The organism is Streptomyces sp. NPDC053542 (genome assembly GCF_044544685.1).
Lineage (GTDB): Bacteria > Actinomycetota > Actinomycetes > Streptomycetales > Streptomycetaceae > Streptomyces.
The window spans coordinates 369,684-383,652 of record NZ_JBITXL010000003.1; the positions used below are offsets into that span (position 1 = coordinate 369,684).

A 13,969-nucleotide genomic window follows, 5' to 3' on the forward strand; every position below is an offset into this window, starting at 1 on the left:
GCGCCTAGCGTGGCCGCATGATCGAAGTCGAAGGGCTGACCAAGCGGTACGGGGAGAAGCTTGCCGTTGACGGGCTGAGCTTTGCCGTGCGGCCCGGCATCATCACCGGCTTTCTCGGCCCCAATGGTGCCGGGAAGTCCACGACCATGCGGATGATGCTCGACCTGGACAACCCCACCGCCGGCACGGTCCGCATCGACGGCCGGCACTACCGGCAGCTGCGCGACCCGCTCAAGTACATCGGTGCCCTGCTGGACGCCAAGGCCATGCACGGCGGGCGCAGCGCGTACCACCATCTCCTCTGCCTGGCGCAGAGCAACGGCATCCCGCGCGCCCGCGTTCATCAGGCGCTGGACACCGTGGGGCTGACGGCCGTCGCCAAGAAGCGGGCCAAGGGGTTCTCGCTCGGTATGGGGCAGCGGCTCGGGATCGCCGGTGCGCTGCTCGGCGACCCGCGGATCCTGATGTTCGACGAGCCGGTCAACGGTCTCGACCCCGAGGGCATCCACTGGATCCGCAACCTCATGAAGAGCCTGGCGGCCCAGGGCCGTACGGTCTTCGTCTCCTCGCACCTGATGAGCGAGATGGCGCTGACCGCCGATCACCTCGTCGTCATCGGGCAGGGCCGGCTGCTCGCCGACACCTCCATGGCCGAGTTCATCCGGCGCAATTCGCGCAGTTACGTCCGGATGCGCTCTCCGGAGCACGAGCGGCTGCGGGACGTGCTGGCGGCGGCCGGGCACACCGCCGTACCGGCCAGGGACGGCGCGCTGGAGATCGACGGGGTGAGCGCCGGGGACCTGGGCGAGCTGGCCGCCGGGCACGGCCTCGTCCTGCACGAACTCAGTCCGCAGCAGGCATCGTTGGAGGAGGCGTTCATGCAGCTCACGGCCGAGTCGGTGGAGTACCACGCGCACTCGGACACGACGGGTCCCGACGTGCCGGCGGGGCCCGCCCCCGGTCCGGACGCGGGCCCGCCACCACCGCCGCCGCCTCAGCCGGCCACCGGCTGGGGCGCCGACTGGCAGCGGAAGAAGGGGCGCTGACGATGGCGGTGGCCTCCCAGGTCCTCACCTCGGAATGGACCAAGATCAGGTCGGTGCGCTCCACGGTGTGGACGCTGGGCATCGCCGTGTTCGTCACGGTCGTCATGGGCGCGGCGATCTGTCTGCTCGTCAAGAACGACTTCGGCTCCATGCCGGTCCGCGAGCGGATCACCTTCGACGCCACCAGCACGGCCTTCTCCGGGATGGGCCTGGGCCAGCTCGCGATGATCGTCTTCGGGGTGCTGGTGGTCGGAGGCGAGTACAGCACGGGCATGATCCGCACCTCGCTGGCCGCCGTGCCGCAGCGCGGCACCTTCCTCTTCAGCAAGATCGCGGTGGCCACCCTGCTCGCGTTCGTCGTGTCCCTGGTGACCAGCTTCGTCGCGTTCTCCGTCGGCCAGGCCATGCTGGGCGCCGACCTCCGGGTGGGGCTGGGCGAACCGGGCGTGCTGCGCGCGGTCTTCGGGGGCGCGCTCTACATGACGCTGATCACGCTGTTCTCCATGGGCGTGGCCGCGGTGCTGCGCAGTCCGATGCTCTCGCTGGGCATCCTGATGCCGTTCTTCTTCCTGATCTCCAACATCCTCGGCGCCGTCTCGGCCACCCGTAAGCTCGGCCGGTACCTCCCCGACCAGGCGGGCCAGAAGGTCATGAAGGTGGTGACCACCGGCGACGACGTGCCGTACGGCCCGTGGGGCGGGCTCGGCATCATGGCCCTCTGGGTCATCGCCGCGCTGATCGCCGGGTACCTCTTCCTGAAGAAGCGGGACGCCTAGTGCTGCCCGCGGGCGCGCCGGGGCTCGGCCCCGTCCCCGCCCTGGAGCCGCTGACGTATCCGGGGCGGCCGGTGACGGCGCCCGTGCTGCTGGACGGCGGCACGCTGCTGCCGCTCACCGCGGTCCCCGGCCGGCACCGCGTCGGCGGCTGGCGGCTCGGTGCGGACCCGGACCGCACGCTCGACGACGTGCTGCGGGCCCGCGGCCTGCCGCCCGCCGGGCAGCGCCACCCCGTCCTCGCCGTCGGCTCCAACGCCTGCCCCGCGCAGGTCTCGTACAAGCTGACCCGGCGCGAAGTCCCCGCGGCCGTCCCGATGGTCCCGGTACGCCTGCGCGGCATCGGTGTGGGCAGCTCGGCGCACATCGGTACGCCGGGTTACGTGGCCGCCGCGCCGTTCACCGACCCGCACTCCGAAGTGACGCTCGTGGCGGGATGGCTGGACGCCGCGCAACTGGCGGTCGTGGACGCCACGGAGGCCCACTACCACCGCATCCTGCTGCCCGGTGACCGGTTCCCCATGACGCTGCCGTCCGGGGAGCGGCTGAGCGGCGCGTACCTGTACGTCGGCCGGCACGGCGTGCTGGCGGGGCCGGACGGCGGGCCGCGCCCCGCCGGGCCGCAGCCGGCGCTGCTCGCCGAGCTGCTGGCCGGGTCGGCGGCGCTGCGGCGGATCCTCGGGCCGGATCCGGAGGCGTGGGTGGCGCGGGCCTCCGCGGACGGCGCGGTCCGGTCGGAGGCGCGGCGGATCTTCCGCGCGGAGGGCCGGGTGCTGCCGCAGGAGGAGTTCTTCCCTTATGTGGACGATGGTGCGGAGGTCCGGACGTACGACGACCTGCCGCCCATCGGGGGCGAAGCGGCACTTCGCCGGTCACCGACACGCGGGGATTGAGCGGAACCGTCAATGGCTCGTTAGCCTCATAACCCTCACGGGGGCATGAGGTCTTTTTCGGCATGCCGTGCCCCGACACCATCTCGCGAGGGGCGGAGAATGATCGAGGCAGTCGGCCTGACGAAGCGCTACGGCGCCAAGACGGCCGTGCACAACCTGTCGTTCCAGGTACGGCCGGGGACCGTCACCGGCTTCCTGGGGCCCAACGGGTCCGGGAAGTCCACCACGATGCGGATGATTCTGGGGCTGGACACCCCGACCTCGGGCCATGTGACGATCGGCGGCCACCCCTTCCGCAAGCTGCCGAACGCGCCGCGCCAGGTGGGCGCGCTGCTCGACGCGAAGGCCGTGCACGGCGGCCGCAGCGCCCGCCAGCACCTGCTGTCGCTGGCGCAGCTCTCCGGGATCCCGGCGAGCCGGGTGGACGAGGTACTGGGCCTGGTCGGCCTGCAGGACGTGGCGAGAAAGCGCTCCAAGGGCTTCTCGCTGGGCATGGGGCAGCGGCTCGGCATCGCCGCCGCGCTGCTCGGCGACCCGCAGGTGCTGCTCTTCGACGAGCCCGTCAACGGCCTGGACCCGGACGGCATCCTCTGGGTCCGCAACCTGATGAAGCAGCTGGCGTCGGAGGGCCGTACGGTCTTCGTCTCCTCGCACCTGATGAGCGAGATGGCGCTGACCGCCGAGCACCTGATCGTGATCGGCCGCGGCCGGCTGCTCGCCGACATGAACGTCAAGGACTTCATCGCGGCCAACTCCACCGGCTTCGCGCGGGTCCGCACGCCCGACACGGAGCCCGCGCAGGGCGAGAAGCTGACCTCCGCGCTGAGCGAGGCGGGCGGCCAGGTCGCGCCGGAGCCGGACGGGGCGCTGCGCGTCACGGGGCTGGCGCTGCCGCGGATCAGCGACCTGGCGCACGAGGCCGGGGTCCGGCTGTGGGAGCTGTCGCCGCACCAGGCGTCGCTGGAAGAGGCGTACATGCAGCTCACCCAGGGCGCGGTGGACTACCGCTCGGCGGTCCCGCCGCAGGGTGTGCCGGGCGTCGTGCCCGGTGCCGTGCCCGGCGTGATGCCCGGTGCCGTGCCCGGTGGGCCGCCGCCGCAGGGGTACGCGGGTGATCCGTACGCCGGCGCGTACGGCCCGCAGGGCGGGGCGCCCGGACCGTACGCCGGACAGCCCGGACCGTACGGAGCGCAGCCGCAGGGCGCGCCGGTGCCGGGACCGTACGGAGCGCCTCCGGCGCCGCCCCAGCCGCAGCCGCAAGCGCAGCCCCAGCAGCACGCCGCCCCCGCCGACCCGACCCAGCAGCACAGCGAGGACGCCCGATGACCAGCCCCGACCAGCCGCAGCAGCCGCAGCAGCCGCAGCCGCCCCGCCAGGACGAGGGCACGATGATGCTGAACGCCGTCGGACCGCGGGCCGGCGGACCGCAGCCGGGCGCACAGCCGCAGCCGCAGGCACAGCCCCAGCAGCCCGCTCAGCAGCCTCAGCAGGCGCCTGCCGCGCCGCCCCAGCAGCAGCCCGCGTACGCCGCCGCTCCCCCGCAGCCGCAGTTCTCCGGGGGCGGCTACGTCTCGCCCATACCCGTGCGGCAGACGCACCTGGGGCACGCGCTGGCCTCGGAGTGGACGAAGATCAAGTCGGTCCGCTCCACGGTGTGGACGCTCAGCGTGATGATCGTCCTCGTGCTCGGCGTCGGCACGCTCACCGGCTTCGGCATCTCCGCGAGCGGCACCGACCTGCGCGGCGCCTCGCCGCTGGGCTTCGGCATGTTCGGCATGCTGCTCGGCCTGATGTGCGTGATCACGCTGGGCGTGCTGTGCATCTCCTCCGAGTACGGCACCGGCATGATCCGTACGACGCTGACCGCCTGCCCCAGCCGGGCGCGGGTGCTCGCCGCGAAGGCGATCGTCTTCTTCGTGCTGTCCTTCGTGGTCACCGCGGTCACCACGACGCTGGTCGCGCTGATCGAGACCGGCCTGCTCAGCGGCCAGGGCGGCGCCACGCCGAGCGGCTCGGAGTGGTTCAAGGCGACGGTCGGCGTGAGCCTGTACGTCGCGATGCTCGGCCTGCTCGCGCTGTCCGTCGGCGCGCTGCTCCGGCACTCGGCGGGCGCCATCACGATCATGATCGGCCTGGTCCTGCTGCCGCTGGTGCTGGCGCTGTTCATGATGGCGGAGAGCCTGCGGGACCTGAGGGAGTTCCTGTTCGAGTACTCCATCCCGAGCCAGCTCGGTGTGATGTACAGCAATGCCGTCGCCGCGTCCGGCCCCTCGGGCTGGGACCCGCTGTGGATCGTGACCGGGCTGACGGCCGTCGTCCTCGGCGGCGCCTTCGTGGCGCTGCACCAGCGGGACGTCTAGTCACCGCACAGAGGCCGAAAAGCGCGCGTCCCGGGGTCAGTATCGGGGCGCGTTACGGGACCGCTGGAGCCGGGCGCTCCGGCGGTCCCGCGCGTTCCAGCACGCCGTGTGCCAGTGCCGCCGGTCGTCGCCGTCGCCGTGCTGCGGCCACGCCACCACGTGCGGCACGCCGGGCGGGATCTCCTGGTCACAGCCCGGGCAGCGGTAGTGCTTGGCCGCCGCGCCGCCGCCGATCCGCCGTACGTACCACTCCTCGCCGCGCCACTCCTCCGTACGCTCCAGTCCGTAGCGCGGGCCACCCCCGCGATCCGAGGGGTTCTCACCGCCGCGCGGACGGTTTCGACGGGGGGACACTGGGCACCTCGGGACTTCTCGGGGGGAGTAACGGGCTGTCACCAGCCTACGACGACCGGCCGGGCTCCCGGACCCTCCGTCGCAATGCTGCGATCATCAGGAAACTTCGGCGGGAGCCGTGCCCTTGGCACGTGTCAGCCGTTGTTGCCTGTAGGGGGGATGTCGCGTCGGCTGCGAGGAGGCAGAAGAGCGATGCGCGTTGGGGCTTTTATCCTGGCCGCCCAGTTTCCGGGCCAGGGCGAGGGGGAGACACTGCACCGGGCCGTCCGGTCCGCCGAGGTGGCCGAGGAGGCCGGTCTCGACGACGTCTGGGTGGCCGAGCACCATTTCGTGCCGTACGGCATCTGTCCGTCGGCGGTGACCCTGGCGGCACAGCTGCTGGGGCGTACGCACCGCATCGGAGTCGGCACGGCCGTCAGCGTCCTGCCGACCGCGCATCCGGTCGCGCTCGGTGAGCAGGCGGCGCTGCTGCATCTGACGTCCGGCGGGCGGTTCACGCTCGGCGTCGGGCGGGGCGGGCCCTGGGTCGATCTGGAGGTCTTCGGCTGCGGCCTCGCGGCGTACGAGGAAGGGTTCCCGGAGTCCCTGGACCTGCTGCTGCGCTGGCTGCGCGAGCCGCGCGTCGGGGCCGCCGGCGGACGGTACGCCTTCCGGGACGTGGCGGTGGTGCCGCGCCCCGCCGAGGAGCCGGCCGGGCGGGACGGCCCGCCGGTGGTGGTGGCCTGCACCTCTGCCCGCTCCGTGCGGCTGGCGGCCGAGCGCGGCCTGCCGATGCTGCTCGGGATGCACTCGGGGGACGAGGAAAAGGCCGAGATGGTCGCCTGCTGGCGGCGTACGGCACTGGCCGCGGGGCGGGATCCGGACGACGTCGCGGCGGCCGGCCATGTGTCGGCGGGCGTGGTGCAGATCGCCGACGCCCGGCAGGACGCCAGGGAGACGCTGCTGAAGTCGATGCCCGGCTGGCTGCGCCAGGGGCTCGCGGCCCATGTCACGGTCGACGGCCGGCGCCGCGCCATGCGCGACCCGCTGGCCTATACGGAGCTGCTCTGCGGCCTGCACCCGGTCGGGACGCCGGAGGACTGCGCGGACCGGCTCGCCGCGACGACGGAGCGCACGGGCATCGCGCGCCATGCACTGCTGGTCGAGGGCTCCGGCGACCTCGCCGTGACCGAGGAGAACATCCGCCGGCTGGGCAAAGAGGTCCTGCCGATGCTGGCCTGAGTACCACTGTCCTCAGTACCGCTGTCGTGCGGACGGCTGCCCTGAAGTACCGCTGTCCCGAGTACTACTGTCCTGAGCGCCGCTGGGCCGATGGCCCGGGCGAGAGGACCCCGGGGGCCGGGGGGTCCGGAGAGATCCTTCATGTGCCCGACGGGCGGTCCGCCCGCCGACGGGGCCCGGAAGCCCCGCCGGCGGACCGTTTGCGGATGCCGCCGCTCGCGTACTGGCGCCGGTCCGGCGCCACATCCCACGTACGCGACGGCGGCAACTCCGATCAGCAGTCGCGCAGTTCGGGCGACTGGTTCAGCAGCTGGCCGCGCACGGAGGTGAATCGGGCCAGGCGGTCGTCCGCCGACGGGTCGAGCGGGAAGACCGCGACCCGGTGACAGTTCTGGAACGCCAGCCGCACGCCGAAGTGGCGTTCCAGCGACCCGCGTATCGCGTCACTCGCCAGCGCTCGCAGCAGCTGGCCGCGCGCCTGCTCGTCGGGCGGCGGGGTCAGGTTGTCGGCGAACTCTCCGCCGTCCACCTGCAGACGGGCCACCAGCGAGCTGATCATCTCCCATGCATAGGGCAGAGAAGTCCGGACGCAGTCGACAAATGCGGCTTCGTCGACCTCGCCTCGCTCGGCCTGTTCGAGGAGGGCCGGTGAGACGTCGAGCGACATGAGGTTCTCCTCTCGCGGCTCCATCAGGGGCGGAGCCTCAGGGACAGTACGAGGGACCGCCACGCAGCGTGTCCGCGTCACGACCCCCCGCGTCAACGGTATTCCGCCTTTCTTGCCCGCACCAGGAGATTGCGCACACAACCGGCCACGCGAGCCCGCCGGAGCTGCGGGGGTTTCCCCCGCAACGTCGCCCCGCACGCGGACCATGCCTCGTACGAGTACACCGCGTACGCCCCCGGGCGAATCGCGTGGACCACCCGGCGTCGAGTAGCGTGGCGCACCATGCGTCTCGTCATCGCCCGCTGCTCCGTGGACTACGCCGGCCGGCTCACCGCCCACCTGCCCTCCGCTCCCCGTCTGATCCTGGTCAAGGCAGACGGCAGCGTCTCCATCCACGCTGACGACAGGGCCTACAAACCGCTCAACTGGATGTCCCCGCCGTGCACCCTCAAGGGCGGCGACGGCGATGTGTGGACCGTGGAGAACAAGGGCGGCGAGAAGCTCATCATCACGATGGAGGAGATCATGCACGACTCCTCCCACGAGCTCGGCGTGGACCCGGGGCTCATCAAGGACGGTGTGGAGGCGCACCTCCAGGAGCTGCTCGCCGACCGGATCGACACCCTCGGCGAGGGCTACTCCCTGATTCGGCGTGAATACCCCACCGCCATCGGCCCGGTGGACATCCTGTGCCGGGACGCGGACGGTGCGACGGTCGCCGTCGAGATCAAGCGGCGCGGCGAGATCGACGGCGTCGAGCAGCTCACCCGTTACCTCGAACTCCTCAACCGTGACCCGCACTTGGCGCCGGTGAAGGGCGTGTTCGCGGCCCAGGAGATCAAGCCGCAGGCCCGGGTGCTGGCCACCGACCGCGGCATCGGCTGCGTCGTCCTGGACTACGACGCGCTGCGCGGTATCGAGGACGACAAGCTCCGGCTGTTCTGAGGCGTCCCGACTCCCTGTACGTACGCGCCGGCCCGCCCGCGAGACCTTTCGCGGGCGGGCCGGTGCTACATGTACGGCGGTACGGGCCGGTCAGGCGGTCGGCTCAGACGGGTCGGACGCGGTCCCGCTGCCCGTGCCGTCACTCATCGGGCTGCTCGCGGCCGAGCCGCCCTCGGACTGCGACGGGGACTCCGAAGTGCCGGGCGTCGTCTCCGACGGCGTCGGGTCCGGGTCCTGGGTCGGCGTGGTCGGGTCCTCCGTCGGCTGGGTGGGCCGGGTCGTCGGCGTCGAGCTCGTCGGCGGCTTGGTCGAGCCGGTCGGCTTGCCGGACGGCGACGTCGGGCCCGAGCCCGTCGGCCGGCCGCTCGGCTGCGTGGAGCCGGGGCTGCCGGGCTTCGCGCTGGTGGCCGGGTCGCCGGGCGTGGCACTGCCGGACGTGGCGGGCGTACCGGTCACCGCCCCTCCCGTACTGCTGTCCCAGGCACCCGGGCTGCCGGTCTCGCCCCGGGTCGGCTCGTCGGCGGTCAGGCCGTCGTTGTCCTTGGTCTCCTCGGCCGACTGGCCGGACTTGACCTTGTCCGCCGGGGCGTCGCCGCCGGAGGTGGCGCCGAGCGTGACGATCGTGCCGAGGACGGCGGCCAGCAGGGTGCCCGCACCGGCCGCGACCATCTTGCGGCGCGCGCCGGTGAACCCCGCTGCGCGCTTCTTCTTCGCGCCCGCCGGGCCCGCAGCGGCCGCCGCGGTCGCCGCAGTCGCCGCCGAGGGGGTCACCACGGTCGCCGCGGTCTCGTCCACCTGCGGTATCGGCGTGGTGATGGCGGTCGGCGAGCCGGGCGGCGAGGCGGACTCGTCGGTGCCCGTGTGCGGGACCTCCTCGCCCGCCACCGCGGCCGCGGTGATCTCCGGGGACACGGGGACGCCGGTGCGGTCGGCGACCAGGGCGAGGGCGCGCCGCCCCGCGACGGCGCCGCGCCGGTCGGCGAGCGCGCCGCGCAGCCCGATGGACGCCTCCAGCTCGGCGCGCGCCTTGTCGAAGTGGCCCAGGCACAGGGAGAGGACGCCCAGCTCGTGGTGGAAGTACGCCTCCTCGCCGACCTCGCCGGCGACCCTGGCGGCCTCCTGGCCGAGCCGCAGGCAGCGCTCCCAGGCGTTCCACCGCAGGGCCGCGGCGAACGCGGGGGCGGCCGTACGGGCGAGCAGCACGGCGGCGCTGGCGTGCCCGGACTCCCGGCTCGCGGTGAGCCGGGCCATCACGGCGAGCAGCGCGTCGGCCTCGGCGGCGGCCCGCTCGGGGGCGACCGAGTGGTGCCCGGCCCACCAGGAGTAGTGCTGGGCCGCCGCGTGCGCGTGGCCGGCCGCGCCCTCGGCGTATCCGGCGGCGGTGAGCTGCTCCAGGACGGTCGCCGCGAGGCGGTAGTGGGTACCGGCCGGGGTGATCAGCCCGCAGGCCAGCAGATCGCCCAGGGCGGCGTCCGCGTGGCTGTCCTTGAAGAGAGCGGGCAGGTGGGTGGGGTGCGGGAGGTCGCCGCCGAGGGCGACGGCCAGCCGCAGGGCGTCCTGCGCGGCCGGCGCCAGCCGCTCCGCGATCAGCGCGGCGAAGGAGGCGGCCTGGGGGATGCCGGGGAGCGGCGGCTGCGCCCCGGCCGCGTCAGCGGTCCCGTCCGTGGCCTCCGTACCTTCCGCGGCCTCCGTATCTTCCGCGTCTTCGGACGCCGCGTCGTCCGGCGTACCGTCGCCCGCCGGGCCCTCCCCCGCGGCGCCGGCGTCCGCGGCCCGGTCGCCCGCCGCGTCGCGCTGCCGCAGGATCGCGCCGGCCTGAAGGAAGCGCAGCGGCAGCCCCTCGGACTCGAACCAGAGGTCGCCCGCCCAGGCGGCCTCCTCGTCGGTCAGCGGCCGGCCCGCGGCCCGCTCCAGCAGCTCCTGGCAGGCGGCGCGGTCCAGGCCCGCGACGAAGACCTCCTCGATGTGCGAGGCGGCCGAGGGCGCGGGCACGTCGGGGGTGGCCGAGAGCAGGAAGGCGCACTCGGGCGTGGCGCCCAGCAGCTCCTCCAGCGCGTCGCCGCCGAACTCCAGGTCGTCCACGACCACCACGGCGCCGATGCCGGCCAGCGCGGTGAGCAGCTCGGGACGACCGGGGCGGTAGTGCGGCGCGCGGTACACGGCGGCGAACAGGTCGTACATCAGGTCGCCGGCCGTGCGGCGGTATCCGGAGAGCCGGACGACGCCGTCGGGCGCGAGGCCGGCGCAGCCCGCGGCGACCGCGTCCAGCAGCCGGGTGCGGCCCGCGCCGGAGGGGCCGGTGAGGCGTACGGAGCGGCCGCGGGTGAGCAGCCGGGTCAGCCGCTCGGTCTCCTCCTGGCGCGCCAGCAGCGGGAGCCGGTCCACGGGGTGCCCGAGGCCGCCGGGCGGCACCGGCGGGGCGCTCGTCGCCCGGGCCCGCTCGGCGCGCTCCTTGGGCGTGTGCTTCTGCGGCGTGCCCGGCTCCTCGCCCGGCGGCGTCGGCTCGATCTCGCTGCCGTCGACGGGATTGACGGTGAGCAGGTAGTCGCCGGTGATCAGCCGCGCGGTGCGGACCGGGCCGTCCGGCACGAACTGCGGACTGCCGGCGCCGGACGGCAGCGGGTCGGCAGGGTGGTCCTGCGCGCTGTGCTCCGGCCGCCGGCCGTTGTGCGGATCCATGGACTCAAGCCCCCCAGATGCGTGGCGTGCCGACTGCTCTTCCGGCCGTCCGCACTCCCCGACCGGGCCGGGGCGGGGCCCCGGCCGCCGCTTCTGGTCCGGTGTCCGCCGCCGCCGCTCGGGGGCGCGACGAGAACCGAACACTAAGCCTTCCGACAGTATCTACGATGCGCCGGGGCCCTGCCCTGCCCGGTACGTCACGGATTCGTGAGGATCAGTGACGTATGTACCGCTTGCGCCTCTCAGTTACCGGCGGCCGCCCGGTCACCCGCTGGTCACGCGGGCCTCAGACGCGGGGCAGCGACTCCGCTTCGAGGCCGCCCTCAATGGCCAGAATGCGGTGCAACCGAGTGGCCACGAGCAGGCGCTGCATCTGGGGCGGCACCCCGCGCAGCACGAGCCTGCGGTTCACCCGGCCCGCGCGGCGGTGCGCCCCCATGATGACGCCGAGTCCGGTGGCGTCCCAGGAATCCAGCTCGGTCAGGTCCAGCACCAGGTCTCCGCAGCCGGAGTCGACGGCGGTGTGCAGGGCCGTACGGGCGTCCGCCGCGCTGCGGACGTCGAGGCGGCCCCCGACGACCAGCTCGACGTGGTCGCCCTTGATGTGCATATGCGCTCCCCGTGATGCGAAAAATGTTTTTGCGTCTACAGAACTGACTGCCTCTCACGCGACGAAGTTGCCGCCTGTAAGCGAACCGATACCGAAATCACTCCCAGGAGTGACGGCTGAACGGGTGTGCCGCGGACCGGTTCCTCAGTGCTCGTAGAATCCCTGCCCGCTCTTGCGGCCGATATCTCCGGCGTCCACCATGCGGCGCATGAGCTCCGGCGGCGCGAACTTCTCGTCCTGCGATTCGGTGTAGATGTTCTCGGTGGCGTGCAGGAGGATGTCGACGCCGGTGAGGTCGGCGGTGGCCAGCGGGCCCATCGCGTGACCGAAGCCCAGCTTGCAGGCGGTGTCGATGTCCTCGGCGGTGGCCACGCCCGACTCGTACAGCTTCGCGGCCTCGACGACCAGCGCGGAGATCAGGCGCGTGGTGACGAAACCGGCCACATCGCGATTGACGACGATGCAGGTCTTGCCGACCGACTCGGCGAACTCCCGCGCGGCGGCGAGCGTTTCGTCGCTGGTCTTGTAACCGCGCACCAGCTCGCACAGCTGCATCATCGGCACCGGCGAGAAGAAGTGCGTGCCCACGACCCGCTCGGGCCGCGAGGTGGCCGCCGCGATCTTGGTGATCGGGATCGCCGAGGTATTGGAGGCCAGTACCGCGTTCTCCCCGACCAGCTTGTCCAGCGTCTGGAAGATCTCCTTCTTGACCTCGATCTTCTCGAAGACGGCCTCGACGACGATGTCCGCGTCGGCCGCCGCTTCCATGTCGGTGGTGGTGGTGATGCGGGCCAGCGCCTGCTCGGCGGCGGCCGCGTCCAGCTTGCCCTTGGCGACGAACTTCTCGTACGACGCCTCGATGCCCGCCTTGCCGCGGGCCAGCGCGGCGTCGGTGACGTCCCGGAGGGTCACGTCCCAGCCCGCCTGGGCGGAGACCTGTGCGATACCGGACCCCATGAGTCCGGCCCCGATGACGGCGAGCTTCTTTGCCACTGAATGACCCCTCACACCTGTGCACTTCACGGCTTCTTCCGAGCGACGTTAGCGCTCGTTCGCCGCCATTTGGAGCCTTAGAGATGCGCGTCACGTCTCACATGACGGACATCACACGGGACAGCCCCTCAGGGGCCCCATCCGGCGCTCCGTACCGCGTATTTGAGGACCCGTCCGCTCAGCGGGCTCTCTGCCCATGGCTTGCATCGTAGGGGGGATCGTCGTGACGGTCGGCACACGTGCCTTCCGCACAGCCCGCGCATAACTACGCTGACGGAATGGTCAATCTGACGCGCATCTACACCCGCACCGGCGACCAGGGCACCACCGCCCTCGGCGACATGAGCCGGACCGCCAAGACCGATCTGCGGATCGCGGCCTACGCCGACGCCAATGAGGCCAACGCCGTCATCGGCAGCGCCATCGCCCTCGGCGACCTCCCCGAGGAGGTCGTCAAGGTCCTCGTCCGCGTCCAGAACGACCTCTTCGACGTGGGCGCCGACCTGTCGACGCCGGTCGTGGAGAACCCGGAGTTCCCGCCGCTGCGGGTCGAGCAGGGCTACATCGACAAGCTGGAGGCGGACTGCGACCGCTTCCTGGAGCAGCTGGAGAAGCTGCGCAGCTTCATCCTGCCCGGCGGCACGCCCGGCGCGGCGCTGCTGCACCAGGCGTGCACGGTCGTCCGTCGCGCCGAGCGGTCCACCTGGGCGGCCCTGGAGGTGCACGGCGAGACCATGAACACGCTCACCGCCACCTACCTGAACCGCCTCTCCGACCTGCTCTTCATCCTCGCGCGGACGGCGAACAAGGAGCTCGGCGACGTGCTGTGGGTCCCGGGCGGCGAGCGCTGACCAGCACGGCCCGGTCAGGGTCCGGGGCCGCTCCCCCGGCGGCCCCGGACGCGTCCTGTCCGACGCGCCCGGAAAAAAACAGAAACCCGGACAGTCGTCAGGCCACGTTGACCCTCTGTCCGGGTGGTGCCGCCTCCAGCCACGCGAGGAAGCCGGTGAGCGCGTCCTCGCTCATCGCCAGCTCCAGGCGCGTTCCGCGATGCCGGCAGGCGAGGACGAGGGAGTCGGAGAGCAGGGCGAGCTCTTCCTCGCCCTCCGGGCTGCGCCGCTCCAGTACCTCGATGGAGGCCCGCTCCAGGACGCGCCGCGGGCGTGGCGCATAGGAGAAGACCCGGAACCACTCGATGCGGTCACCGTTGTACCGGGCCACGCCATAGATCCAGCCTTTGCCGCTGGGCTCGCCGTCCGCCGCCGTGACGGCCGCCGCGGCGGGCACGTCCCAGCGCAGACTGCAGTCGAACGTGCCGCCGGACCGCTGGATCAGCCGCCGCCGCAGTCCGAAGACGAAGAGCCCCAGTAGTACCAGGACGACGACCGCGGCGCTCACACACAGAGCGAGGACCATCTCCACCGACCT

General features: G+C 72.6%; 14 protein-coding genes. 8 read left to right on the plus strand and 6 right to left on the minus strand.

What is annotated here, in order from left to right; all coding sequences use genetic code 11:
- The first annotated feature begins 17 nt into the window (after nt 1–17).
- From ACIGXO_RS09535 to ACIGXO_RS09555, 5 genes are all read left to right on the plus strand, one after another.
- Entirely contained in the window at nt 18–1,046 is a 1,029-nt protein-coding gene (locus ACIGXO_RS09535; RefSeq protein WP_399782740.1) for an ABC transporter ATP-binding protein, read from the plus strand.
- 2 nt (nt 1,047–1,048) lie between these two features.
- A complete protein-coding gene (locus ACIGXO_RS09540; RefSeq protein WP_399782743.1) occupies nt 1,049–1,822 on the plus strand; it encodes an ABC transporter permease in 774 nt (257 codons plus the stop codon).
- Nucleotides 1,822–2,712 (plus strand): hypothetical protein, encoded by an 891-nt coding sequence (locus ACIGXO_RS09545; protein WP_399782746.1) that lies wholly within the window; start codon nt 1,822–1,824, stop codon nt 2,710–2,712. The genes ACIGXO_RS09540 and ACIGXO_RS09545 overlap by 1 nt, the downstream gene beginning before the upstream one ends.
- 99 nt (nt 2,713–2,811) lie before the next feature.
- Nucleotides 2,812–4,038, plus strand: coding sequence for an ABC transporter ATP-binding protein (locus ACIGXO_RS09550; protein WP_399782749.1), 1,227 nt, complete (start codon nt 2,812–2,814; stop codon nt 4,036–4,038).
- Nucleotides 4,035–5,072, plus strand: a complete 1,038-nt coding sequence (locus tag ACIGXO_RS09555) for an ABC transporter permease subunit (RefSeq protein WP_399782752.1) — start codon at nt 4,035–4,037, stop codon at nt 5,070–5,072. The genes ACIGXO_RS09550 and ACIGXO_RS09555 overlap by 4 nt, the downstream gene beginning before the upstream one ends.
- Nucleotides 5,073–5,108: 36 nt before the next feature.
- Here the strand turns inward: ACIGXO_RS09555 and ACIGXO_RS09560 are convergent, their stop codons facing one another.
- A complete protein-coding gene (locus ACIGXO_RS09560; protein ID WP_399782755.1) occupies nt 5,109–5,426 on the minus strand; it encodes an ATP/GTP-binding protein in 318 nt (105 codons plus the stop codon).
- A 192-nt stretch (nt 5,427–5,618) separates the two neighbouring features.
- Here ACIGXO_RS09560 and ACIGXO_RS09565 point away from each other — a divergent pair, with 192 nt between their 5' ends.
- On the plus strand, nt 5,619–6,647 hold the full coding sequence (locus ACIGXO_RS09565; RefSeq protein WP_399782757.1) for an LLM class flavin-dependent oxidoreductase: 1,029 nt from the start codon (nt 5,619–5,621) through the stop codon (nt 6,645–6,647).
- Between the two features lie 274 nt (nt 6,648–6,921).
- Here ACIGXO_RS09565 and ACIGXO_RS09570 read toward each other — a convergent pair whose 3' ends face one another.
- Nucleotides 6,922–7,314, minus strand: a complete 393-nt coding sequence (locus ACIGXO_RS09570; RefSeq protein WP_399782760.1) for an SCO5389 family protein — start codon at nt 7,312–7,314, stop codon at nt 6,922–6,924.
- Between the two features lie 282 nt (nt 7,315–7,596).
- On the opposite strand from ACIGXO_RS09570, the gene nucS reads away from it, so the two are divergent.
- The gene (gene nucS / locus ACIGXO_RS09575; RefSeq protein WP_030258485.1) at nt 7,597–8,259 is read left to right on the plus strand and encodes an endonuclease NucS; all 663 of its coding nucleotides are present in this window, start codon (nt 7,597–7,599) and stop codon (nt 8,257–8,259) included.
- Between the two features lie 90 nt (nt 8,260–8,349).
- Here nucS and ACIGXO_RS09580 read toward each other — a convergent pair whose 3' ends face one another.
- The 3 genes from ACIGXO_RS09580 to ACIGXO_RS09590 form a co-directional block, all read right to left on the minus strand.
- Nucleotides 8,350–10,938, minus strand: a complete 2,589-nt coding sequence (locus tag ACIGXO_RS09580) for an ATP-binding protein (protein WP_399782763.1) — start codon at nt 10,936–10,938, stop codon at nt 8,350–8,352.
- Nucleotides 10,939–11,224: 286 nt separating this feature from the next.
- On the minus strand, nt 11,225–11,548 hold the full coding sequence (locus ACIGXO_RS09585; RefSeq protein WP_399782765.1) for an STAS domain-containing protein: 324 nt from the start codon (nt 11,546–11,548) through the stop codon (nt 11,225–11,227).
- A 144-nt stretch (nt 11,549–11,692) separates the two neighbouring features.
- Nucleotides 11,693–12,541 carry a 3-hydroxyacyl-CoA dehydrogenase family protein gene (locus tag ACIGXO_RS09590; protein WP_399782768.1) on the minus strand — a complete coding sequence of 283 codons (849 nt, stop codon included), beginning with the start codon at nt 12,539–12,541 and terminating at the stop codon, nt 11,693–11,695.
- A gap of 278 nt (nt 12,542–12,819) precedes the next feature.
- Here ACIGXO_RS09590 and ACIGXO_RS09595 point away from each other — a divergent pair, with 278 nt between their 5' ends.
- Entirely contained in the window at nt 12,820–13,392 is a 573-nt protein-coding gene (locus tag ACIGXO_RS09595) for a cob(I)yrinic acid a,c-diamide adenosyltransferase (protein WP_399782770.1), read from the plus strand.
- Nucleotides 13,393–13,489: 97 nt separating this feature from the next.
- Here ACIGXO_RS09595 and ACIGXO_RS09600 read toward each other — a convergent pair whose 3' ends face one another.
- On the minus strand, nt 13,490–13,957 hold the full coding sequence (locus tag ACIGXO_RS09600) for a DUF2550 domain-containing protein (RefSeq protein WP_363258021.1): 468 nt from the start codon (nt 13,955–13,957) through the stop codon (nt 13,490–13,492).
- Nucleotides 13,958–13,969 lie beyond the last annotated feature (12 nt).

What these genes read in the sequence shown, in the direction of transcription:
- ACIGXO_RS09555 (WP_399782752.1), top strand. Translation starts at nt 4,035, where the DNA reads ATGACCAGCCCCGACCAGCCGCAGCAGCCGCAGCAGCCGCAGCCGCCC.
- ACIGXO_RS09595 (WP_399782770.1), top strand. Translation starts at nt 12,820, where the DNA reads ATGGTCAATCTGACGCGCATCTACACCCGCACCGGCGACCAGGGCACC.
- ACIGXO_RS09600 (WP_363258021.1), bottom strand. Translation starts at nt 13,957, where the DNA reads ATGGTCCTCGCTCTGTGTGTGAGCGCCGCGGTCGTCGTCCTGGTACTA.
- ACIGXO_RS09565 (WP_399782757.1), top strand. Translation starts at nt 5,619, where the DNA reads ATGCGCGTTGGGGCTTTTATCCTGGCCGCCCAGTTTCCGGGCCAGGGC.
- ACIGXO_RS09580 (WP_399782763.1), bottom strand. Translation starts at nt 10,938, where the DNA reads ATGGATCCGCACAACGGCCGGCGGCCGGAGCACAGCGCGCAGGACCAC.
- nucS (WP_030258485.1), top strand. Translation starts at nt 7,597, where the DNA reads ATGCGTCTCGTCATCGCCCGCTGCTCCGTGGACTACGCCGGCCGGCTC.
- ACIGXO_RS09535 (WP_399782740.1), top strand. Translation starts at nt 18, where the DNA reads ATGATCGAAGTCGAAGGGCTGACCAAGCGGTACGGGGAGAAGCTTGCC.
- ACIGXO_RS09585 (WP_399782765.1), bottom strand. Translation starts at nt 11,548, where the DNA reads ATGCACATCAAGGGCGACCACGTCGAGCTGGTCGTCGGGGGCCGCCTC.
- ACIGXO_RS09540 (WP_399782743.1), top strand. Translation starts at nt 1,049, where the DNA reads ATGGCGGTGGCCTCCCAGGTCCTCACCTCGGAATGGACCAAGATCAGG.
- ACIGXO_RS09550 (WP_399782749.1), top strand. Translation starts at nt 2,812, where the DNA reads ATGATCGAGGCAGTCGGCCTGACGAAGCGCTACGGCGCCAAGACGGCC.
- ACIGXO_RS09570 (WP_399782760.1), bottom strand. Translation starts at nt 7,314, where the DNA reads ATGTCGCTCGACGTCTCACCGGCCCTCCTCGAACAGGCCGAGCGAGGC.